This window comes from Martelella alba (genome assembly GCF_005217455.1).
Lineage (GTDB): Bacteria > Pseudomonadota > Gammaproteobacteria > Enterobacterales > Enterobacteriaceae > Acerihabitans.
The window spans coordinates 277279-300988 of sequence record NZ_SZPQ01000003.1; the positions used below are offsets into that span (position 1 = coordinate 277279).

Annotated in this window: 21 protein-coding genes; 3 read left to right on the plus strand and 18 right to left on the minus strand. The window is 56.1% G+C overall.

Features of this window, described 5'->3' with window-relative positions:
• Positions 1 to 21 precede the first annotated feature (21 nt).
• Positions 22 to 1611, plus strand: a complete 1590-nt coding sequence (locus FCN80_RS05385) for a S53 family peptidase (protein ID WP_136988865.1) — start codon at positions 22 to 24, stop codon at positions 1609 to 1611.
• Between the two features lie 9 nt (positions 1612 to 1620).
• On the plus strand, positions 1621 to 3261 hold the full coding sequence (locus tag FCN80_RS05390) for a S10 family peptidase (protein WP_136988866.1): 1641 nt from the start codon (positions 1621 to 1623) through the stop codon (positions 3259 to 3261).
• 4 nt (positions 3262 to 3265) lie between these two features.
• On the opposite strand, the gene FCN80_RS05395 is transcribed toward FCN80_RS05390, so the two are convergent.
• The 11 genes from FCN80_RS05395 to FCN80_RS05445 all read right to left on the minus strand — a co-directional run bounded on the left by FCN80_RS05395 (position 3266) and on the right by FCN80_RS05445 (position 14338).
• Positions 3266 to 4882: a glucosyltransferase domain-containing protein gene (locus FCN80_RS05395; RefSeq protein WP_136988867.1), complete on the minus strand. Its 1617-nt coding sequence runs from the start codon at positions 4880 to 4882 to the stop codon at positions 3266 to 3268.
• 43 nt (positions 4883 to 4925) lie between these two features.
• On the minus strand, positions 4926 to 5315 hold the full coding sequence (locus FCN80_RS05400; RefSeq protein WP_230492498.1) for a GtrA family protein: 390 nt from the start codon (positions 5313 to 5315) through the stop codon (positions 4926 to 4928).
• Positions 5316 to 5317: 2 nt separating this feature from the next.
• Complete coding sequence (locus FCN80_RS05405) at positions 5318 to 6277, minus strand: WxcM-like domain-containing protein (protein ID WP_136988868.1); 960 nt, start codon at positions 6275 to 6277, stop codon at positions 5318 to 5320.
• Positions 6270 to 7208, minus strand: coding sequence for a glycosyltransferase family 2 protein (locus FCN80_RS05410; RefSeq protein WP_136988869.1), 939 nt, complete (start codon positions 7206 to 7208; stop codon positions 6270 to 6272). Before FCN80_RS05410 ends, FCN80_RS05405 begins: the two co-directional genes overlap by 8 nt.
• Positions 7202 to 8311, minus strand: coding sequence for a DegT/DnrJ/EryC1/StrS family aminotransferase (locus FCN80_RS05415; RefSeq protein WP_136988870.1), 1110 nt, complete (start codon positions 8309 to 8311; stop codon positions 7202 to 7204). Before FCN80_RS05415 ends, FCN80_RS05410 begins: the two co-directional genes overlap by 7 nt.
• Positions 8312 to 8780: 469 nt before the next feature.
• On the minus strand, positions 8781 to 9959 hold the full coding sequence (locus FCN80_RS05420) for an acetyl-CoA C-acetyltransferase (RefSeq protein ID WP_136988871.1): 1179 nt from the start codon (positions 9957 to 9959) through the stop codon (positions 8781 to 8783).
• Positions 9956 to 10615, minus strand: coding sequence for a 3-oxoacid CoA-transferase subunit B (locus FCN80_RS05425; protein ID WP_136988872.1), 660 nt, complete (start codon positions 10613 to 10615; stop codon positions 9956 to 9958). Before FCN80_RS05425 ends, FCN80_RS05420 begins: the two co-directional genes overlap by 4 nt.
• Positions 10615 to 11271 (minus strand): acetate CoA-transferase subunit alpha, encoded by a 657-nt coding sequence (gene atoD / locus FCN80_RS05430; protein ID WP_136988873.1) that lies wholly within the window; start codon positions 11269 to 11271, stop codon positions 10615 to 10617. The genes FCN80_RS05425 and atoD overlap by 1 nt, the downstream gene beginning before the upstream one ends.
• 88 nt (positions 11272 to 11359) lie before the next feature.
• On the minus strand, positions 11360 to 11659 hold the full coding sequence (locus FCN80_RS05435; protein WP_136988874.1) for an AtuA-related protein: 300 nt from the start codon (positions 11657 to 11659) through the stop codon (positions 11360 to 11362).
• Complete coding sequence (locus FCN80_RS05440; protein WP_136988875.1) at positions 11656 to 12999, minus strand: acyclic terpene utilization AtuA family protein; 1344 nt, start codon at positions 12997 to 12999, stop codon at positions 11656 to 11658. Before FCN80_RS05440 ends, FCN80_RS05435 begins: the two co-directional genes overlap by 4 nt.
• 34 nt (positions 13000 to 13033) lie before the next feature.
• Positions 13034 to 14338, minus strand: a complete 1305-nt coding sequence (locus FCN80_RS05445; protein ID WP_136988876.1) for a CitMHS family transporter — start codon at positions 14336 to 14338, stop codon at positions 13034 to 13036.
• Between the two features lie 495 nt (positions 14339 to 14833).
• On the opposite strand from FCN80_RS05445, the gene FCN80_RS05450 reads away from it, so the two are divergent.
• Positions 14834 to 15736, plus strand: coding sequence for a LysR family transcriptional regulator (locus tag FCN80_RS05450; protein WP_136988877.1), 903 nt, complete (start codon positions 14834 to 14836; stop codon positions 15734 to 15736).
• Positions 15737 to 15848: 112 nt separating this feature from the next.
• On the opposite strand, the gene FCN80_RS05455 is transcribed toward FCN80_RS05450, so the two are convergent.
• The 7 genes from FCN80_RS05455 to FCN80_RS05485 form a co-directional block, all read right to left on the minus strand.
• Complete coding sequence (locus tag FCN80_RS05455; protein WP_136988878.1) at positions 15849 to 16754, minus strand: amidohydrolase family protein; 906 nt, start codon at positions 16752 to 16754, stop codon at positions 15849 to 15851.
• Positions 16754 to 17719, minus strand: a complete 966-nt coding sequence (locus tag FCN80_RS05460; RefSeq protein ID WP_136988879.1) for an ABC transporter permease — start codon at positions 17717 to 17719, stop codon at positions 16754 to 16756. The genes FCN80_RS05455 and FCN80_RS05460 overlap by 1 nt, the downstream gene beginning before the upstream one ends.
• 2 nt (positions 17720 to 17721) lie before the next feature.
• Complete coding sequence (locus FCN80_RS05465) at positions 17722 to 18681, minus strand: ABC transporter permease (RefSeq protein WP_230492500.1); 960 nt, start codon at positions 18679 to 18681, stop codon at positions 17722 to 17724.
• Complete coding sequence (locus FCN80_RS05470) at positions 18671 to 20179, minus strand: ATP-binding cassette domain-containing protein (RefSeq protein WP_230492501.1); 1509 nt, start codon at positions 20177 to 20179, stop codon at positions 18671 to 18673. Before FCN80_RS05470 ends, FCN80_RS05465 begins: the two co-directional genes overlap by 11 nt.
• Complete coding sequence (locus tag FCN80_RS05475; RefSeq protein WP_230492502.1) at positions 20180 to 21247, minus strand: ABC transporter substrate-binding protein; 1068 nt, start codon at positions 21245 to 21247, stop codon at positions 20180 to 20182.
• A 93-nt stretch (positions 21248 to 21340) separates the two neighbouring features.
• Entirely contained in the window at positions 21341 to 22336 is a 996-nt protein-coding gene (locus FCN80_RS05480; protein ID WP_136988882.1) for a phosphoglycerate dehydrogenase, read from the minus strand.
• Positions 22317 to 23648 carry an MFS transporter gene (locus FCN80_RS05485; RefSeq protein WP_136988883.1) on the minus strand — a complete coding sequence of 444 codons (1332 nt, stop codon included), beginning with the start codon at positions 23646 to 23648 and terminating at the stop codon, positions 22317 to 22319. Before FCN80_RS05485 ends, FCN80_RS05480 begins: the two co-directional genes overlap by 20 nt.
• Between the last annotated feature and the right edge of the window lie 62 nt (positions 23649 to 23710).

Genomic DNA, 23710 nt, shown 5'->3' on the forward strand with positions numbered 1-23710 from the left:
CCTGGCAATGGAGTCATGAATATGACGCAGCGCAAACATCCTTTAGCCGGCAGCGAGAGAACAGCCCTCGCCGGCTCCCATTGCGCCGGACCGTTGGAGGATAACGAACGGTTCGACATCAGTCTCATTATCCGCCGGCCTGACGCGGCTGAATTTAAACGGCATCTTGTTGGTTTATGCCGAGATCACGTCAATGCCCCGTCGAATTCGGCGTATTTGAGCCGCGAGGAGTACGCCAGACGTTTTAGCGCCTCCCCGGAGGATAGGGAAAAAGTGCGCGGCTTCGCCCGGCGCTATCAGCTCCAGATGATAAAAGACGATCCGGTAACCCGTACCGTGGTGTTGTCCGGGACGGCACGTCAGTTTAACGATGCCTTCGGTATTCGTTTGCAGCGATACACTCACGCGGCCGGAAATTTTCGCGGCCGTACCGGGGCTATCCACCTACCGGCGGAGCTACAAGGGATCGTTACCGCGGTATTGGGCCTGGATAACCGGCCGCAGGCCCGGACCCATTTCCGTTTCCGACCGCCCATCCGACCTGCGGCCCAAGCCCCCGAATCCGTGTCCTATACGCCGTTGGTCCTGGCGGCGCTGTATGATTTCCCCGCCGGGGACGGCGAAGGGCAATGCGTGGCGATCATTGAGCTGGGCGGGGGCTACGACGAAAGTGATTTGCAGGCCTACTTTTCGTCACTGGGCTTGCCGACACCCTCCCTTAAGACTGTGTCGGTGGACGGCGGCAAAAACAGTCCGTCCGGTGGCACGGACAGCGCGGACGGCGAAGTGATGCTGGATATCGAAATTATCGGCGCTCTTGCTCCGCACGCCACGCTGGCGGTGTATTTTGCCGGCAACAGCGACCAGGGATTTATCGACGCCATCAATAGCGCCATTCATGACAGGGTCAATCGGCCCTCGGTGGTGTCCGTCAGTTGGGGCGGCCCGGAATCCAGCTGGACGGCGCAATCCCTTGATGCCTTCGATGATGCCTTGCAGTCGGCCGCCGCCCTTGGCGTAACAGTGTGCGTGGCGTCCGGCGACAGCGGCTCGGGCGATGGCGTCGGCGACGGCGGCGATCATGTGGATTTCCCCGCCTCCAGCCCTTATGCCCTGGCTTGCGGCGGTACCCGCCTGCTGGCCGCCGATAACGTCATCAAGGCCGAGACCGTCTGGAACGATGGCGGGCAGGGTGGGGCGGGCGGGGGCGGGATTAGTCGCCATTTTCCCTTGCCGGACTGGCAAAAATCCCTTGCGGCGGCTCGCGCCGGCGGTAAAAAAACCCCTTTGACCCACCGGGGCGTGCCCGATGTGGCGGGTAATGCCGATCCGCAAACCGGCTACCAGGTTCTGGTGCGGGGGCAACATACCGTGGTGGGGGGCACCAGCGCGGTGGCGCCGCTATGGGCCGGGCTTATTGCCCGGATTAACGCCGCCGCGGGTCAACCCCTGGGCTATGTGCAACCCCGGCTTTATCCCGCCGGCGTCTGCCGCGATATCACGCGGGGCGATAATGGGGATTTCGTTGCGGCGTCCGGATGGGACGCCTGCACCGGCCTGGGGTCGCCCGATGGCGCAAAAGTCGCGGCGCGTCTTGGCCAGAAGAGGTGAGGAAACGCTATGACGGAAAAGAAAGAAGATCCCAGTGATAAAGGCCGCCGCGACGCCGGCGGCAAGGCTACCGCGACCGTGCCGGATGATCGGCCTTTTTTCGATGGGCTGGCCTATGGCAACGGTCCGGACGACGGGGTGGCCGATAGCGGCGAGAATGCCGCCATTACGCACCATACCCTGACGCTGGACGGTAAAACCCTGCCTTATACCGCCACCGCCGGTCACCTGGTCGCGGTGGACCCGAGCAGTTCCAAACCGGCGGCAAAAATATTCTATGTTGCCTTTACCCTGGATGATGGGCAGCCGCAGGCGCGTCCGGTTACGTTTTTTTATAATGGCGGCCCGGGGTCGTCTTCGGTTTATGTTTTATTGGGATCGTTTGCGCCGAAACGCATCAAAACGGCCATGCCCGACTTTACGCCGCCCGCCCCCTACCAACTGGAAGATAACAGCGACAGTTTGCTGGATGTAAGCGATCTGGTGTTTATCAATCCGGTGGGCACCGGCTATTCGGCGGCCATTGCGCCGCGCCGTAACCGTGATTTCTGGGGGGTCGATCAGGATGCCCGTTCTTTATCCCAGTTTATCAAACGCTATCTGACCGCCAATGATCGCTGGAATTCGCCCAAGTTTTTATTCGGCGAGTCCTATGGCACCGCGCGCAGCGCGGTGCTGGCTTATGTCTTGCACGAAGACGGCATTGATCTCAACGGCATCACCCTGCAATCCTCGATCCTGGATTACGCCAAAGCCGGCGACCCCGTGGGACTGCTACCCACTTGCGCTTGCGATGCCTGGTATCATAACACGCTCACGAGCAAGCCCAGGCCGGCGGATCCGGCCGCCGTCGCGCAACAGGCGACGGTGTTCGCCAGCGGGGATTACGCCGCCGCGCTGGCCGCTTTTCCGAAGGTGGACGACGCGCTCTTGGCGAAACTCAGCGGCTTGACCGGCATTGATGGCAAAACCTTGACAGGCTGGGGCCTGGATGTGGGCGCCGTCAACAGCCGCGGCAATCCGCTGTTTCTGGTGACCCTGTTACAGGCGCAGGGGCTGGCCTTAGGCTCCTATGACGGTCGGGTCACCGCGGTCAATACCGGTATCGCCGCCGATATCGATCCAAACTCGGGGGGCAATGATCCCACCATGACGGCGGTGAACGGCGCTTACACCGCGATGTGGAACAGCTATCTCAATGACCAGTTGAAATACACCTCCACGTCCGCGTTCACTGATTTGAACGAACAGGCGTTTCAGTACTGGGATTTCCACCATATCGATCCCACCGGCGCGGAGAAAGGCGTTGACGGCAAAGGCAATGCCGTCCTCTATACCGCGGGAGACCTGGCCGCCGTCATGAGCCTGAATAGTGATTTACGCGTGCTGTCGGCCAATGGCTATTACGACTTCGTGACGCCATTTTACCAGACGGAATTGGACCTGCGGGCCATGCCGCTACTCTCGGCGTCGATTCGCCAAAACCTGACGGTAACTTATTATCCGTCCGGACACATGATCTACCTTAACGGCGACGCCCGAACTTTGCTAAAAGCCGACTTGGCCGCCATGTATCGCCAGGCGCTCGGCGATCAGGAGGCCATGGGCCGGATACGGTTGTTGCAACGGCGCAAGTCGGCGGAAGGATAGGGGGTTATGGCATCGGGGCAACAAGACATGGCCCATGGACAGGATCCGGCGCCGCGCTCAGCCGGATAAGATAGATATCGCCTTCTTTTTTGACCGAGCCGGCGGCGGGGTAGACCGGCATTTTATCAAACACAAGACTCAGGGACTTCCTTTCGGCAGCGCTGGGTATCACGATATTGGGGTAACCCATCACTTTCATAAAATTCGTGATCCGATCGATACTGTCCTCGCTCCAGGAAAAAAACGAACCCTGCATAGTCCCTTGCCAGGCGTTGGCATAAACCGTACTGAAGTGTTTACGGCCGTAAAAGTCCATTTTCAGCGGCGCGTCCGGGTTGAAATCAGCCGTTAATTCCCCGATCCTGCTATAAATATCCGCCGCCAGTATTCGATCATGCGCCTGGACGAGGGTGGCCGACGCGATGTATTGCGACGTCACGCCGATAATTTTGATTTGCAGCCAGCCGATGAGCATAACGCCGGCCAACAGGGATGTGGTCCGCCGGGCGGAAAGCAGGATGATACATGACAACCAACTTACGTAGGCGATGGGAATCAGGGTGCGCATCGGTAACGGCTCGCCTCCGGTGACCAGATGCAGAGCGAACGGCGAGAAGAGCACGCCGAGCCATAATATGAAATTCACCCATGAGGCGGCGATGCGGGTCCGTAATATCGCCAGGCTGGCCAGGGCGATGATCAGGCCATTGATGGTCAACGCCGCGCCATAACGTTGTGTCGCGCCGCCGTAGATAGCCGCCTGTTCGCGTAATATGGCCAACAGCACGGTTACAGGCTCTTTAAGCGTTCGGGTATAATTGAAAAAGGCTTTAGCAATATAACCGCTGTCGGTCATGATGAACTTTTGCGTCAATTTATTACTGGCTTCATATAAAACCAGGGATAATATAATCAGGCATGCCAATCGGCAAATAGCCATCGCCAGTGTTTTAAGGGGGGCGGTGTCCATCCTCCCGTCGGTATGCAAACGCCGGGTCAATAAAATACCGCACGCATAAGCGGCAAACATCAGGATCAAGGATTGATAAGCGGCAATGGCACATGAAAGCATGCCGATAATCACACTGTTTTTGACAATGGAATGGTGGACGGTTATGTTCCCGGAATATCCTTCGCCAAAATACAGATATGCCCCCAGGCTGATAAGCATCAGGCCTAGGGCTAATGCGGGGATGTTGGCGTAAAATGTCCCGATTGCCCACCAGGTGGGAAAGGCGCAGAAAACCGGATAGCAAAGATATGTGCGCCAACTCTCGCGATACCCATGGGCGCGCAGCAGCGCAGCATAGGAAACCGCGAAGGCAACGATGAGAATGACATAAGGGGCAAACGGGACTGAGGGTTGCTGTAATAGATATTTCTCAACCAGAAAAGTGAACCATCTTCCCTGACCGACCCATATTTCGGGATGGTGCCGCAGGGCGGCGGCCTCATTATCGATTGATAAGGAGAACGTGGTCAAAAAATACCCATAGCACACGGCGCCAATAAATATCAACACCCCCAGCTCACGCAGTCTAAAGCCCTCATGACGAGCCTGCGCCACCCTTGCGGCTAAATACAGGTCAATTCTATCCAATACGCTAGATATCTTTTCCATGTCAGATTATCCCTACTGTCGTGCCGATATGTTCTCGGTGCGGTTACGTGATATCCCTTGGTCGAAAAAGCCGCCTTGAAAGGCCGTATGTCATGGGCAGCGTGATGGCAATCGCCACCAGCGGGGCTGAACGCGTGGAGAAATCCAGTATTTCAACCCAGCACCAGACAATGGCGATGCTTGCCGAATACTGGAAAAAATAAACCAAGGGCAGCCAGATAATGGATTTCAATCCGCGATGATGTTTGAAAACGTAACAACGGTTCATGATATAGGCAAATACTATCCCCGCCACGTAGGCGACGGTATATCCTGCGGTGTAGCCGCAAACGTTAAGCAGCAACAGGTAAATAGCATAGGTCAGGGCGGTATTCAGGCCCCCTGACAGCAGGAAGCGGATAAAATCCCCCTTGCGCCATGCGAGTCGCGTCAATATCACGGTTGCCCGATATAGCGGTTGTCGGTCAGTGCCTTAAATTCGTCATAGTCGCGAATATAGTCCGCCGCGTCGTAACGATGGGAGGCAAATACCATCAAAATGGCATCGGATGAGTAGCGGTATTGAATGCCCCAGGTCATCGCCGGTAGATAAACCCCCTGGACGGGGGTATCCAGAATAAATTCCTGACGATGTCTTCCATCATCGGCCACGACATGCACCGACCCCTTAACCGCGACAAGGAACTGATGGCAAACGCGGTGCGCGTGTTCCCCGCGGATTTGTTCGGTGGGAACGCCATAGACCAGGAAATAGCGTAACGGTGTAAAAGGAATCACGCTGGCAAAATCACCGACGGACAAACTGCCGCGGATATCGGTAAAGTTGTTCATGGTATGCACGGTGACGTCTTTTACCAAGGTGTTTAATCGCGCCGGCGTCTTGTCCCTGGCGTGGTCCCCATTCTGGCAAAGGGGCAGGGCGTCGGCATAGCCGATAATCTTGGCGGGGTTGCCGGCCACGATGGCGTTGGCCGGGATGGAGCGCGTGACCACGGCGCCCGCGCCTATCATGGCGTTGGCGCCGATTGTCAGCCCAGGCAGTATGGTGCTGTTGGCGCCCAATGAAGCGCCTTTGCGGATCACCGTCCGGGCGAAGGTTGGCGGATAGGCTTTGCTGCGCGGGAAAGGATCATTGGTAAAGGTCACATTGGGGCCGACAAAGACATCGTCTTCGATACGAATGCCGTCCCATACCTGTACGCCGCACTTTAAGGTCACCCTATGCCCTATCCGCACGTCATTTTCAATAAACACATGATCGCAGACATTACAGTCACCGCCCAGGCTCGCGCCTGGCAAGACATGGGCGAACGCCCAGATACGCGTGTTTGCGCCTATGGCTTTCGACTCGCATATCGCCAAGGGATGGATAAAGACGTTGTCGCTGTTAACCATCCCCGCCTCCAAACACGTCTACCCGCATCGGGATGGCGAGAGGCCGATGCTTGGTGTTTTCGTAAGTCCGCCAGGCATAAGAGCCGACAGTGCCGAGACCCAGGAGGATCAGGCAACCTAAAAATGTGATGGTCAACATCATCATGGCATAGCCGGGTATGGGGGCGGCGCCGGAAAATTTCACGAACAAGGTCAGGATACCCAATACCGCGGCCAGGGCGGCGCCCAGCGCGCCGACCCCTATCAACAGTTTGATGGGCAGGTCGGTGAAGGAAAAGATGCTGTCCATCATATAGTTGACCTTCTTGCTCAATGTCCAGGCGGAATGCCCATGACGCCGGGCCCGTCGGGAATAGGTCACGACCTGGCGGCGATATCCAAGCCAGAAGATCTGGGCGATGAGCGAACTGTGGCGCTCTTCCAAGGCGAGCAGCGTGTCGCGGAATGTCCGGTTGCAGGCGAAAACATCCACGCCGCCGGCAGGCATTTCCGGTATGACGTAACGACGGTACAGGCCCCAGAAGAGTTTCGCGGTCAGGCGGCTTAACCAGGGATCACGGCGGTTTTCGCGCGTACCGACGACGACATCGGTATGTTGCTGCAATAAAATCCGATTCATAGCCAGAACCAGTTCCGGCGGCTCCTGTAAATCCGCGGCCATAACCGCGAAACGATCGCCGCTGCCATAATGCAGGCCCGCCCTGATGGCCATAAACGAGCCGAAGTTTTTCGACAGCAGCACCAGCGTCGACCGGAAAGACTGTTTTGGCAGCAGGTCATGCAGTTGTTCATAGCAACGGTCGGGGCTGCCGTCCACCACGAAAACCACCTCCAGCGCCTCTCCCAACTGGTGGCGCATGTCATTGAGCGACGCCAGCAAATCGGCAAGATTGCTTTCGTTGCGATAGACGGGGATGACAAGCGTCAGCACACGCGGTCCTCCTGCTGGAAATACGCTGTGGCCGAGGCGATCACGCGATCGATTTCATCGCGGGTCAGTCCGGGATAGCACGGAAGGGAAACCACGGTTTCACAGGCCTGCTCGGTAACGGTCAGCGGATAGGGCAGCTTGGCGGCATAGGCCGCCTGGCGATGATCGGGTATCGGATAATGGATATCGGTTTTGATCGCATTGCGCCTGAGGGCATGGATAAATTGTTGCCGGTCCGCCAGCCGGATGACATAAAGATGTGCGACATAGTCCGCTGCGGTGGAACATGGCAGACGGACATTAAACCTGCCGAACGCCGCGTTATAGCGTTTGGCGATCGAACGCCGTTGGGCATTCCACCGGTCCAGATAGGGTAACTTAACGCGTAAAACCGCCGCTTGTATCTCGTCCATTCGGCTGTTGCGTCCGCCGGGCAGGGTGACCTGATATTTTCGCCCCCAGCCATACTGCCGCAATTGGCGCATGCGCGCCGCCATTTCGTGGCTATGGGTGACCACCGCGCCGCCATCGCCCAACGCGCCGAGATTTTTGGTGGGGTAAAAGCTAAAACAGCCGACGGCGCCAAAGCTGCCCGCCAGTCTGCCGTTGCGCCGTGCGCCGTGCGCTTGCGCGCAGTCCTCGAGAACCGGTATACCCGCCAGCGACGCCAAACGGACAATGGCCTCGATATCGGCAAGCTGGCCATAGAGATGCGTCACGACGATGGCGGCCACCGGCGAATCAAGCACCGCCGCCAGTGCGTTCGGGCAAAGGGTTAGCGTCGTGGGATCGACATCGATATAAACCGGCCTGGCGCCCACGGCATGAATCGCGCCGCTGGCATAAAATCCCGCGTTGGCCGCCGTGACCACGCGATCTCCCGCCTTCACCGCCAGACCCCTGAGGGCAAGTTCCAATGCGTCCGACCCGTTGGCGACGCTAATACAATGGCCGACGCCAAGATAGTTGGCGAACTCGGTTTCAAAAGAGAGCATCTCCGTACCCATCACATACCGTTGGCTGGCCAAAATTTTGTTCAGCGGGGTACTGAAATCCAAACCCGCATTCGCCTTTACGGCGGAAAATAGTTCAAGTTCGCGCATAAAATAACCATGAGCCGGTTTTTCCGTCACTAAAACACTGCCTGACCCGGCGGCGCGCCGGGTTTTACGTGAAGCGGCGCGGTTTCGTCAATGGGCGTCGGCGGGATATCGCCTAATCACGCCGGTGAAAACGCCGGAACAACGTGGTCGTGAGAGGCGCGCGTCGGCCATTGCGTTCCGAGCGACTTGTCAAAGTGGTTTCGTTCTCGTTGAAGATTGAGACTGTCGGGTGTCAAGGTAAGCCATAAACAAATTCAAGCGAAAATCGTTTGAAAAATTCGTTTAGTGAATATTGATGAAAGAAGTGTTTTCCATGGAGGGTGTTGCCCTGTGCGGCTGGGTGCGTTCACAAGGCAAATCCCCATTGATGTCAAAGTCCATGCCGATGTGGATGCGCGCGGCGGCGGTCATCAACCGACGCCCGCGCCCGGCCCTCCGTCATGCCGGGCGCGGCGGGGCGCCCCGGGTGTCAACACCGCTCGATTATCATGGCGATACCCTGGCCGCCGCCGATACACAACGTGGCCAGGCCCGTGGTTTTGCGCCGTTGCCGCAGCGCATGAACCAGCGTCACCAGAATGCGCGCGCCGCTTGCGCCGATGGGATGTCCCAGGGCGATGGCCCCGCCATTCACGTTGACCCTCTCCTGTGGAAAATCCAACTCGCGGGCGACCGCAATATATTGGGCGGCAAACGCCTCATTGGCTTCGATTAAGTCTATATCCGCAACCGACATACCGGCTTTCGCCAGCGCCATCCGGGTTGCCGGAATGGGCCCCAGACCCATCATACTGGCGTCCACGCCGGCGGATGCCCAGCTTTTGACCCGCGCCAGCGGCATAATCCCTTGTTGGCGCGCCGCGCTTTCCGACATCAAAACCAGTGTCGCGGCGGCATCGTTGATCCCGGAAGCGTTGCCCGCCGTTACCGTACCCGCGCTATCGAAAGCCGGGCGCAGTTTCGCCAATGACTGTTGGGTCGTGTCTGCACGGGGGAATTCGTCCGTGTCGAATAAGCGCGTTTCTTTTTTATTCTGCAACGTTATCGGGACAATTTCCTCGCGGAAATAACCGGCCTTGATGGCGGCAACGGCTTTCTGTTGCGATACCAGCGCCACCTGATCTTGTTCTTCACGGCTTAACCGATAGCGTTTAGCGATATTTTCCGCGGTGATCCCCATAGGGTAGTGGTTGAAAGCGCACCAGAGCCCATCGTTGATCAGGACATCGATCAATTCGCCATTGCCCATGCGATAGCCTTGCCGGGCGCGGGGAAGCACATAAGGGGCGGCGCTCATGTTTTCCATTCCGCCGACGATACAGGCCCGGTTATCGCCGCTGAGAATGGATTGCGCGCCGAGCACAACGCTTTTGAGCCCGGAACCGCACACTTTATTAACGGTCAGGGACGAGACCGACAGCGCCATACCGGCATGGCGCGTGACCTGGTGCGCCGGGTTTTGTCCCATGCCGGCCTGTAAAACATTACCGAGAATCACCTCGTCAATAGCGATCTCATCGGGCAGATCACACAAATTCCCCCGCACGCTGGCGGCGCCAAGCATCACGGCCGGAAGTTCCGATAAACTGCCGGCGAATTTGCCGATCGGCGTGCGTTTCGCGCTAACGATAACAACGGAATCTTTCATTGCCGGGCCTCCGGTGTTGGCATTGCGCGCAGGCTGTCAGAGAGGTGAAAATCCGCTTCGGTCCAGGAGCGAAGCTCATCCAAGGTGAGGGTTTCATCGATTTCGTCCAGGCGCATTTCACCGTTAATGAAACTGAATACGGCATATTCGGTAATGACTTTGCTGACTTTGCCCACGGCGGTCAAAGGGTAGCTACAGCGGTGCAATAGCTTAGGCTCACCGTTTTTCGCGCGATGCTCCATGGCGATAATGACCTTTTTGGATCCGGCGACCAGGTCCATCGCGCCGCCCATGCCGGGGACGCTTTTCCCCGGGACTACCCAGTTGGCGAGATTGCCTTGTTCATCAACTTGCAGGCCGCCGAGTACGCAGACATCGACGTGGCCGCCGCGAATGAGCGCGAAGGAAAAACAGCTATCGAACATTGCCGCGCCAGGCACCATGCCACAGGGCTGACCTCCCGCATTCACCAATGCCGCATGGCTGTCGCCAAGCGGGCCGAGACCCAGAAACCCATTCTCCGACTGGAATGTCACCTGAATATCATCAGCCAGATAATCGGCGACCCGGGTCGGCAAGCCAATGCCCAGGTTGACGATGTCGCCGTCATGCAGCTCCAGCGCCACGCGGCGGGCGATACGTTCTTTTGCGTTCATCAGTCGGCCTCCATAAACAAATAGTCCACCAGGGCCCCCGGCGTGACGACATGCTCCGGTGCGATATGGCCGGCGGATTCAACACTTGCCGTTTCGGCCACCACGACATCGGCGGCCAGCGCCATAATGGGGTTGAAATTGCGGGCGGTCAGGTCGTAAACGAGATTGCCGATAACGTCGGCGCCACTGGCCAGCAGTATGGCTAAATCGGCCCGCAACGGGCGCTCCACCAGCCATGTTTCACCCTCGATAACCAAGGTGTGTTTATGCTCCGCCACGATCGTGCCCACGCCTGTTTGGGTGAGAAAACCGCCCAGGCCGGCGCCGCCGGCGCGGATTTGTTCCGCCAGCGTGCCTTGTGGAACCAATTGCACCTCCAGCTCGCCGGCCATCATTTTTTTGCCGGTTTCCGGGTTGGTGCCGATATGCGAGGCGATGACTTTTTTAACCTGTCCATTTGCGATAAGCGGCCCCACGCCTTTATCAGAAAAAGCGGTATCATTGCCTATCAAGGTTAATTCCCCGACGCCGGAGCGAATGATCTCAGCGACCAGATGCTCCGGCGTGCCGACGCCCATAAAACCGCCAAACATGATGGTCATCCCGTCATGTAATAATTCATGAAATTGCGCGGTGGTGATTCTTTTATTCTTCATACTCTCTCTACCGGATGTTTTCAGGCGTGACAACGCCAGGGCGGGATTATTATCCCGCCAGTGATTTTCATTAAGCCGTCAGAAGACGTTAAATTGACATATCCAGTAATGCGTAACTGAGGCCCTTGCCATGCATATCCAACGCCAACGAGCGTGTTACGCCGCCGCCGAGCGCTTGGTACATGACAAAATTCAAAGCGCCCAGCTCAGGTAATTCATAACGTATAACCTCACCGGCGACAATATCGCCAAACCAGGCTTTAACCTTTTCGGCGGTAACCTGTTCGACCAGCTTAGTATAATCATCGGCATTCCAGGCAATTAATGAAATATTGGAAATATTGCCTTTATCGCCGGTGCGCGAATGTGCGATATCGCGTAATTTCATTTTCCTTTCTCCAATACGGTTACATGATGTTGAACGTAATGACGTGGAATAAGCGTCGAGTCCATCGCCAAGATCTCTTTAACTGATTTGGTTACGCCGCCGCCGCCCGCCGGACCGTTGGTATAGAGCGTTTCCACTTCATCGCCGATATGTATTGCCTCATCGCGAGTGGCGCATCGCGCGGCGACCCGGGCGCGTACTTCGTAAGGATCGCTGTCATGTCCGCGGGTTTCACCGTGCAGGGCGTTGACGCCAATCAAGTCAAAACGCGACTCCAGCGGGGTGAATTGACACAAGGCAAAACGTTCACGCACAATATTCAGCGCCAATCGGCCACGATTTACGGCGCCGGGTCCAGCGTACGATATTTCCCCCTCGCCGATAAAACCATCCGGATAGCCCACGGAAACCTTCAAACTGTCTGTGCGCGGCATCCCGGTCGCGCCGTTGACGTATACGGCATCCTGGCCGCATTCGCGAAACCGCACGTGGCTGAAATCAGCCACCACATCGGGGGTGAGATAACGATCGGGACGGTGAATTTCATAAAGGAGTTGCTCTTTGCAGGTATCCACCGTCACGCGACCGCCGGAACCCGCGACTTTGGTTATTATCGCGCTGCCGTCTTCATTGATTTGCGCCAGCGGAAATCCCAGACGGGCCAGGTCCTCAATGTCTTTCACCCCCGGATCGGCAAAATAGCCGCCGGTGACCTGCCCGGCGCATTCCAGCAGATGGCCGACACAGGTTCCTTGTCCCAGTCGGTGCCAGTCATCCGCCGCCCAACCAAATTCATATATTGCCGGCGCAAGAAATAGCGAAGGATCGGCAACCCGGCCGGCGATAATGATATCGGCGCCGGTCGCGAGCGCTGCCACTAACCCCGCGCTGCCTAAATACGCATTCGCCGAAATAATCGTTTTATTCAAACGTGATACCGGCACCCCTGCCTCATCCAGGCATAAGTCCAGTCCTGTCATCAATGACAAAACGTCATCGCCGGTGACGACGGCGACTTTCAAGTCGTCCAGGCCAAGTTCATGGGCCACTTTACCTACCGCTTCTCCTGCGGCCAGGGGATTGGCGGCGCCCATATTGGAAATAATACGGATACCTTTTTCCTGGCAGGCCGGTAATACCGCGCGCATACGCGCTTCCAGCAGTTCGTTATAGCCTTTATGCGGATCCTGTCGTTTTTGTTTTTGGCCAATGGCGATGGTGCGTTCCGCCAGACATTCAAAAGCCAGATAATCAAGATTGCCTTTTTCCGCCAGTTCAACCGCTGGCTCAATTCTATCGCCGGCATAGCCGGCACCTGAACCGATTCGGATTGTTTTCATTCTATTTCCTTATTTACAGCATGAAATTCGAAGGTTAAAACGGGAATACACCAGTGAGCATGGCGATAAAGGTCATCATGACGCTGGCCGCCCACAACACCGGAATGGTAAATTTTTGATGATCGGCCAAATCAACCCCGGCAAGACTCACCAGCAGAAATGTTGCCGGCGTCAGCGGACTGACGGGAAACCCGGTGGTCATTTGCCCGAGCACGGATGCCTGAGCCACCTGAATTGCCGGAACACCCATTAATTGGACGGTGTGGGCGATAACCGGCATGATGCCGAAGTAATAGGAATCCGGGTCGAATACCATGGATAACGGCATGGAAATCAAACCGACAATAAAGGGAATATGCGAGGCCAGGGTATCGGGCATAATGACCACCGCGGCGCGGGACATGGCTTTTAGCATACCTGCGCCACCCATAATCCCGGTAAAGGCGCCCGCCGCGAACAATATGCTGGCCATCATCAGCGCCGCTTTCGCATGGGCGTTGATGCGTTCTTTTTGCATTTCCACATTGGGGTAGTTAATCATCAGCGCCAGCGTCAGCGCTATCATAAACGCCACCGTCGGCGAGATGCGCGTAAAAACCATCGTGCCGATAACGGCAATGACCAAGCTGATATTGACCCAAAAAAGATGCGGGCGGCGCAGCGCTTTTTCTTGATCATTGAGCGCCTTATGGTGGTGAAAATCACCGGCCGCCGCGGCGAAATGCGCGGCGCCCAGGCGTTTTTCCTCCCGTTTGCCCCAGTACCAGCCCATGGCCGCCATAAACAACAGACCTGCGGTTTGCGCCGGAAGTAACGGTAAAAAGAGATCATGAGTCGGTATGTTAAGCGCGGCGGACGCGCGGATCATCGGTCCGGTCCAGGGCAAAAAATTCACGCCCGCGCTCAGTGCCGTTATGCCCAACAAGATCCGTTTATCCATGCCCAAACGCGTGAAGAGCGGCAGCATGGTGGGTATGGTGATCAAAAAGGTCACTGCGCCGTTGCCGTCAAGGTGAGAGATAAGCGCCAGCACGCCCGTACCGATGATGATCTTGACCGGGTTAGTCCCGACGAAACGCAAAATCCCGCGAACAATAGGATCAAACATGCCGGCATCGGTCACCACGCCAAAAAATGTGATGGCAAAGACGAACATTGCCGCCATCGGGGCAAGTTTGGTTATTCCCTGGACGACATATTTTGCGGTATCGGCCCCGCACCCCGCGGCCAGGGCGCCAATCACCGGAATGACAATCAAAGCCACCAAAGGCGACAGTCTTTTTGACATAATAAAAAATAATAGGGTGGCTATGGTTAGCACACCTATCAATGCCAACATATGTTTCTCCTTAAACCCTTTTCATTGATCTCTTTTTTTGTTAAATGAATACGCGCAATGTGTTGTCGACTTGTAATGGCGGGCGATACTCATTTGGGATGCTCTTTTTTACCACGGGAAATGTGAATTAACTAATTTGTACTTTCGATGAGCTTATTGCTTATCAACGTAAACGAGATTAATTTGCGAAGAAAATAAACCTATTCGATTTTTCAATAAATATAGGTTCGTCAGAAAAAACATTCAGTTGAATAGAAATTTGGTATTCGAATTGTTGTTATTACGAATGAAATTCGTCATTTTGGCATAGAACCTGAGCACGTCAAATTGTGTTATGGCCGACAAAATAGGCGGCTTGAGGTATGACGGCCTAACAAGTATTCAGGCATCAATAATATTAAATGTGGCGTGGGTCATAAAACGCTCTATCGCGCATGTTTATTAAACGGTAATACCGATAGTATTAATGATTATGGCGATAATTGAGGTGGGGTTGTGAATCTTTCGGTAAAACAGTTGAGAGCGTTTTTGATATTGAGCGAGGCCGACAGTTTTACTCAGGCCGCCCGCCGCTTTAATCTTTCGCAGCCAGCATTCAGCGCGCTGATTGCCTCGTTGGAAGAGCAAATCGGTTATCGTTTGTTTGACAGGGATACCCGACGGGTGTTGCTCAATGCCGATGGGCTGCATTTTCTCGATCTGGCGCGCAATGTTGTGCAAAGTCACGATGACGCCGTCGGCGAAATCAAAGCGCGGGCGGCGGGCAATAGCGCTGATATTACGTTGGCGGTTTTACCGTCCCTTGCGGTGGAGTGGTTACCGGAGATACTGGTCAAATACAGCAAAACCGCCCCCCTGAGTAAAGTGAAACTGGTGGACACGCAATGGGATCGTTGCTTAAAAGCGCTGCTGGACGGACAGGCGGATTTAGCGCTTACCGCCGGACAGCCCTCGCTTACGACATTCAATTCGACCTTATTGTTTTCCGACAAGTTTTACTTACTTTGCCACCGCAATCATCCCTTGGCGAAACGGCGCTCGGTTTCGTTGGATCGGGTTTGCCGCTATCCGTTCATCGGTTTTAGCGTGGGCACCAGTATTCGGCAATACACCGACAAACTCTGTGAAAATCTCGCCTTGAGTTTTGACTATCAGATGGAAGTGCGGCAACTCACCACCATGATGGGGCTTATCGCCGCCAATTATGGTATCAGCATCACTACCGGGTTAACGCTGTTCCAGTTCCGTCATAAAGACATCGTTATCCTGCCTTTCGACGATTTGGCGCTTGAGCGGGCCATTTACCTTGTCACGCCCAAAGACCGTCACCTGGCGTCCGGCGTCGCATCCTTCGCTGAGTTTATCACCCGCCAGGCGCAAACGTTTGTTAATGAATAGGCTTAACGCCAAATTCCGCCAGGCGTTCCGTTTCGGTGCTGACGCGGGTTCGCCTGATGACGGATCGCCGTATGTCACGCCGGGGAATGTCAACCAGGCGTTGCTTTCGCGTTTATCCAAGCCGATAAACCCGTGCGGCATTATGGTAAAACACGGCCCGCGCCTCGCTGTCGCTTAAATTTGCCGTGATGGTATCAAAGGCCTGGTAGAGTTTAATAAGACCACCGTACAGTTTATCCACCGGGAAATTACTGGCGAACATGACCCGGTTGATGCCGAATACCTCAATGATCTCTTCTATCCACGGGCGTATTTCCTCTGTGGTCCAATGAGGGAACACCATGCCGGGACCGGAGATTTTCACTGTGACATTGTCATAAGCGGCTAACTGCCGTATCCCTTTTTGCCAGACACGCCATCCCTGCGCATCGCGCCACAGGGGCATCCCACCGTGATTGAGGATAACCGACGTCTCAGGGAAGCGGCGGACCAGCGCCGCCGCCGCCGGCATCTGCTGCGGCCAGATTTGCAAATCGAAGGAGAGGTTATATCGGGCCAGCAAGGCAAACCCGTTTAACCAATGGCGATCCTGCATCCAGTCGCCGCGTGAAGTAAAACGTTTTGCCGGGTCGGGGTGCCAGTTAAGGATATGGCGCACGCCGCGTATATTGGGATACTGCGTTTGGGCTTCCAGATTGGCCTGGATATCCGGCTGTTCAAGTGCCGCCCGCGCCACGATGCCGTGGGGAAAGCCGTATTTATCCGCCAGATTTTGTAAAAGGCGGGTTTCCCCCACCGGGTCGGTGGGGACATAGCCACTATCCAGATGCACGCTTTTCACGACCCCCGCGGCCTGTACATCTTGCAAATACTCATTCAGCCAGTAATCCCCCGCGATGGGGGCAAGATCGGGGAAAATATCCGTGGGACGTTGCGCATCAGGCTGTAGCCATGGATACGAGTACAATGAGGGCCGCCACAAATGGTGATGGCAATCTATGCGAGGGATGGCGCGCATCAGTTCGTGCCTCCGCCCTGTTTTTTCGCCATGGCCAGCACCGCAACAATAATCAAGCCGGTGACGAGATAACGGGTACCGGGACTTACCTGCAAAATATTGAGCATGGTGATGGTCAGCACCAGCAACATCGCCGCGCACCATACGCCGAGCGTGGTGGCATAGCCTCCGGATACCGAAGTGCCTCCCAGGATCACGCAGGCGATAGACATAAGCTGATAATCCTGGCCCAAATCCAGCGACGCCCCGCCTACGAAGGAAGAAAGCAGTAAACCACAGAGCGCGGCGAACAGCGCCGAGGCAATATATGCCAGGGCAAGGGCGCGTCGAACAGGCAGCGCCGTCAACTGCGCCGCGCGGATATTTTGTCCGGTCGCCAATAGCGTCCGTCCGGTACGGGTTCTTTTCAGCCATAGCGCGATGGCCGCGGCCAGCGCCATTATCACGATGGCCAGCAACGGTACCCGCAGCAATCGCATTCCAACCCAATCGCTCAGGTACGCGGGCGGTAGCGGGCTGGCGCCGCGCGACCAGGCGATAGCCAGGGATTGTGTAACGAACGCCGATGCCAGGGTGGCTATCATTGGCGGTATCTTCAATCCCTCAATCAATATCAGATTAAACACGCCACAGCCCACGCCGACCCCGGCGACGGCCAACAGCGCCAGGGGAATCGATGCGTTGCTGGCATGGGCAACCCCCAGGCCCACGTAGGCCGCAAGGGTCATCACGCCGGGAACGGAGAGATCGATGTTGCCGCTGCCGCAGGAGATAACCAGCATCTGCCCCAGCGCCACCAACACATAAAAAGTGGCAAACTGAAGCGAAATCAGTAAAATGCCCATGGCGCCCTGGCCATGGGCAAATACCATTGCGGCAATCCATACCGCCAGCGACCCCAAACAGGCCCAGATCCATGGGCGACCTTGTATAAATCTGACGGTCTGTATTGTGGCAAATTTCATTTTCAACTCCCTCGCCGTGCGGTAAACGCGCGCAGGCTCAGCACCAGGATCAGCAATCCGCCCTGTAGGCAAAGCTGCCAGTCGGTGGATACATTCATGAAAGAGAGTACGGACCCGGTCAGAAGCATAATGATCGCCCCCACCACCGCGCCGATGGGAGAGATGATCCCGCCGCTAAACTCAGCGCCGCCAATAATCGCGCCGGCAATGGAAAGCAGGGTATACTGATTACCCACCAGCGGATCGCCGGTGGTGTTAATGCCGGTAAGCATCAAACCGGCAATAACCCCCAGTATCCCGGCCATGCCGTACAGCACGGCCCGGATAACGCCCAACGACCAGCCCGCGCGGGCGATAGCGGCCTGATTGCCGCCTGCGCCGCGCAAAATAACCCCCAATGCGGTACGCATCATAAACACATGCCCCAGCAACGCCATCAGCACCGCGACCAGCGCCGGCAGCGGTATAAAGGGCGGACGCCAGCCGGTAAACTGAGATAACCATAGCGGGGCCTGGCCGCCGGGGCTGGGAAGGATCAACAGCGCCGCTCCAAGCCAAACAAAGGCGGCGCCCAACGTCATCACAATCGAAGGCAGTTGTCGCCAGTGGATGAGCACCCCCATTCCAGCGTAGAGCAATACGCAAACCGCCAGGGCGGCCCATCCCAGCAATGGCGCGCCGGGTAGCATCGTCGCCGCAATGCAGCAAACCAGGGAAATAAACGGACCGATTCCCAGATCAACATCGCCCAGCGTCAAGACGCACAACTGCGATAGCGTGGCGAATATTAACGGCAATGAGAATTTCAGCAATAATGTCCAACCGAAATAAGACATCACGCGCGGTTGTAGCCATAGGGTGACCGTGAGCAGCAACGCCAGGGCCGCCAGAGGGATAATGGTGCGCAGCGCGGACGGTGAAATACGGGATAAGGCAAATTGACCTGCCGGATTACTGGACACGCACACCTCCCTCATGAAAAGACGCGCGGATTAAGCGGTCTTCACTGTATTCATGCTGCGCAAAACTATCGGTGATGGCGCCTTCTTTAAAAACATAGATACGGTCGCATATCGCCAATTCAGCATTTTCAGTGGTAAACCAGACAAAACTGCAACCGCCGCCGAGCCTGCCGCGAACTTCGCGATAAAGTTCATTTTTGGTATGTACATCGACTCCGCGCAGCGGATCGTCGAGCAATACCACATCCGGCTCGCAAGCGAGGGCACGCGCAACCAGCACTTTTTGCTGATTGCCGCCGCTGAGTCCGGTAATGGCATCATCAATGGAAGGGACCCGGATATTCAGTTTTTCGCGCCATGCGGCGGCAACATCACGTTCCGCCGCAAGGTCGATCAATCCGCCCCGACTCAGCTTATCCAGCAGGCCAATCGTCAGATTTTCACCCACCGACCAGAGGGGAAACAGCCCTTCGTTTTGCCGATCCCCGGCAATGTATACCGCGCTGCCCGCAACCCGCATTTGTCTGTCTTTGCCACGGGCGCCGGCGAGAATACGCAACAACAGTTCACGCTGCCCCTGACCGGCCAGACCCGCCAGGCCTACCACTTCGCCTGGACGCACATAAAATGGCATCGCGCTGTCGCGGGTACTGAGAAGTTCGACGCACCTTTGCCCGGCATGTCCTAATGCCGGCATGGCAATGTTGTCCTGGGCACCGGCGGCCACCATGCCCATTCGATCAAGTAAATCCGCTTCTGATAACCCTTGCGAGGCCTCCACGGAGGAAATATGTCCATCCCGCATAATGACGATATCGTCACTGTAATCGACGATTTCGCGTAACTTATGCGAGATAAAAACACAGGCGATACCGTACTGACGAACTTTACGCGTGAAACTCAGTAACTGTTCCGCCGCCGAGGGATCAAGCGAGGAGGTCGGCTCATCAAGGATCATGACACGAACCGGGGTATCCGTGACGGTAAAGGCGCGAGCGATTTCCACCATTTGCCGCTGAGACAGCGTCAGGCTGCTTACCAGACAATTGACATCAATGCCATGGCCGGGGAAGATCAGATCCAGCGCGCCGGCAATCAGGGTTTTCGCCTGTTTACGCCACCCCAGACCGCGTAAGCTGGCATGCAGCACCCGGGTATTCTCGAACACCCGCAAATTAGGGCACAGCGACAGTTCCTGGAACACGCAGCGAATACCGCGCTGATAGGCGACCCGCATAGTGTAATGTCCCGCTATGTCTTCATCCTTAATCACTATGCTGCCGGAGGAAGGCGATAACGTACCGGCCAGAATCTTTATCAGTGTGGATTTACCCGCGCCATTATGGCCAAGAATGCTCAACATCCGACCTGCGCGAATCGTCAGGTCAGCCTCCGCCAGGGCTGTCACGGCACCGAAATGCCGCGACACCTTCGCCAGGGTGATAATTTCGTGTTCGGCATGCGGTGGGGCCGGCTCGAAATTAAACATCGCATTCATTTAATTATGACCGCCAGGCAGGGGGGATTCCGGCAGCGGACCGTTTTCCAGGTTGGCTTTTACCAACTGTTCAGTCCACTGGCGCGAATAGACAGAGGTTGCCACACTGCCATCGGGCGTTGCCGCAATCCATTGATCAATATCTTTTACATGAATTTTGAGCAATGGCATATGAATGACTTTTGGCACGTCTTTGCCTGCCAATACCATCTGCGCCACCCAGAAGGCCACGGAAGACACGCCGGGAACAGTGGATGAAGAGACGCTGTCATAGCCGCCGGCAGTCTCTTCATTGAGCTTCTTCCATAACGCCAACTCTTCGCTGCGTCCCCCCAGGGTAATCAACGGAATCTTTCGGCCAGCGGATTTGAATGCCTGATAGATGCCATAGCTGTCGCCGCCTTGCGCCAGGACCGCGTCCACCTGCGGCAAGGAGGGCAGAATCGCCGACACTTCTTTTTGCGCCACGCTTTCCGTCCAATTGCCATTAACCATACCCACTATCTTTATTCCGGGATAGCGTTTGAAAACACTTTGCGCCCCGGCGAATTCATCGGCATCAATGGAGGTTCCCGCCAGACCGCGAACCACCAGAACATTGCCTTTGCCGTTGAGCTTGTCTGCAACAAATTGCGCCGGGATTTCACCCACTTTTTTATAGTCATACACAACGTTGTAAGCACAAGGCGCCGTGACCTGGGCGTCGAACGCCACGACCACCACGCCCTGTTGACAAGCCTCCTGAATGGATCCATTCAGGGCCGTGGGGGAGGCGGCATCAATGGCGATGGCTTTCCATCCCTCCAGAATCAGATTCTCTAACTGGCTTGCCTGCTGCGGAGCGGAATTATCGGCATTGACCACTTTGGTTTTTGCCACCAGCCCTTGCTTGATGCCGTCTTGCGCGGACTGGTTCCAGATGGCGATCATTTGCTGTCGCCAGGTATTTCCCGCGAAAGAGTTGCTCAGGGCAATGGACGTCTGGGCCGGGCTGGTCGTCGCCATGGCGGAAAACGAAAGGATGGACAGTAGGGACAACGCTGCAACATAATGGTTTTTATATTTCATATTATGACCTTCCTATAATGTTTTATGCAGGGGTAAGCGTTCAGGTGGTGCTGGCAGTGGCCGCGCCGGATCAGGCAGGCGCGGCCATTGCCGTTACCCGAGGACTTCCGGGTTTACAACGTAAGGTTTCAGGGCGTTTTTCTCTCCCCCTAGATAGTCGAGAATGTTATTGATACAGCGTTCGGTCACCAGGCGCTCCGCCATTTTGTCCATGCCGGAGACATGCGGCGAAAGCAAAACATGGTCAAACTGACGCAGCGGCGAATCGGCCGGCAAAGGTTCCACTTCGTATACATCCATGCCCACGCCGCCCAGTTTTCCCGCGTTGAGGGCCGCGACCAAGGCGTTTTCATCAATCAGCGGCCCGCGCGACGTGTTTATCAGAATGGCGCCGGGTTTCATCATGGCCAGCGTGTCAGCATTGATGGTGTGGCGACTTTCCGGGGTCGACGGCGCGTGGATCGAAACGAGGTCTGACTGGCGCAGCAGTTTTTCCAGGTTGACACGTTCAGCGTTCACGCTTGCCAGTTGTTCATCGCTCGCCCAGGGATCGCAAACAAGGAGTCGCATATTCGCGCCATGGCAGCGACGCGCCATGGCATAACCGATGCGTCCAAGGCCGATAATGCCTGCGGTGCGTCCCCATAATCCGGGATGAAAACCATCGAAAAACCACTCTCCCCGTTTGACCATGGCATCTCGCTGAGGTAAGCGGCAGGCCAACGTCAACGCCATGGCGTAAGCAAATTCGGCCACACTTTCATGGTTGGCGCCAAACGCCATCGCGATGGGCACGCCGGCCGTGGTCGCCGCCGCGACGTTAACCTTGTCGTAGCCCACACCCCAACGCGCCACGATCTTCAAATTCGTCGCCTGAGTAAATACCCGCTCTGTATAAGGCTCGCCGCCGGCAATGGTGGCGACCACGTTCTGCTTTAGCTTGTCGATCAACTCCTGTTCCGTGGGGAGCCTGAAGGTTTCATTGACTTCAACGTCGTAACCGGCTCGACGCAGCGGATCAAAAATGGCATCACTGTTTTTAAATTGTTCTGTTAGCACCAGAATTTTTTCAGGCGTTGTTGCGTTCATAATGCTTTCCTTTGATTTCATAAATTTTCTTCTCCGCTGTCGGCAATAAAATGAAAAGCGCCACGGCAATCAGCGCGGCGATGGCCAACGCATAGAGACCGGCGACAGGGGTGTGAAAGTAGATTTCGGCCCAGGTGCGTAAATTGGGCGCGACGAAGCCTCCCACCGCGCCGCAGCTATTGATAACCGCGAAACTGGCCGCCGCCGCCGCACCGCCGTAGTAGCGGGTGGGCCATGTCCAGAAAATGGGTTGCGCCGTCATAATGCCCATGGTGACGAAACTGAGCGCCGCGATGGCAAACAGGGGGGAAGCATGACCCGAGGCGATAAGGCCCAAGGCGATACAGCACAGCGAAATCGTGCCGAACAGTCGCGGGGTGCCCTTCCGCGCGGCAAGTCCCGGCCAGGTGGCGCCCGCCACTAACGCGCATAGCCAGGGAATGGCGGTGACCAACCCAACCTCCAGGCCGATGTTGACGCCAAGCAGTGCGGCGACCTGCGTTGGCAGATAAAATGCCACGCCAAGGCCGGTGATTTGGATCAAAAAGTAGATGGCGGCAAAATGCAGCAGAATCGGACTTCTGGCGGCATCGATAAAGCGTGTGTGGCCATGGCGGGCTTTGTCTTCGTTTTCCGCATTCAACGCCGAGGTCAGCGCCCGTTTCTCGTCCGCGCTCAGCCACTTCACTTCTTGTGGCGAATTATGCAGGAAGAACCAGAGGACAACCCCCAGAACGGATGCGGCCAGGCCTTCGGCCGCAAACATAATCTGCCATCCTTCCCAGCCGCCCAGCCCGTGAAGATCCAGTAATAAACCGGAAATAGGGCCGCCGATGATCAGCGCGATAGGGGAGCCAAAATAGAAGATCCCCATAATGTGCGCCCGGGCGCTGGACGGAAACCATTGAGCGATAAAATAAATGGCCGTCGGGAAAAAACCGGCCTCCACTACGCCCAGTAATATACGCAGCAAATAGAAGGTGTGTTCATTCCAGGCGAAGCTCATGGCCGTAGAAACCAGCCCCCAGGTCACCATGATACGCACCAACCACAATCGCGGTCCGACACGGTGCATCAGCAAGTTGCTGGGTAATTCAAATAATGCGTAAGAAATAAAGAATATACCGGCCCCAAAAGCAAAGGCCGCGTCGGATAAACCGGTAGATGCCTGGTAGGCCGATTTGGCGAAACTGACATTAACACGGTCTAGGTAAGACATTAAATACATAAGGATGAGACAGGGTATAATCCGCCACTTGGCTTTATTTATTGCGCGTTGCAATACACTGTCATGGGAAACTTTACCGTTCATAGATTGCGCCTTTTTGTTTTGGCGCCAGAGTAATGCATGATCTCGGGTGCCTGCACAAGAAT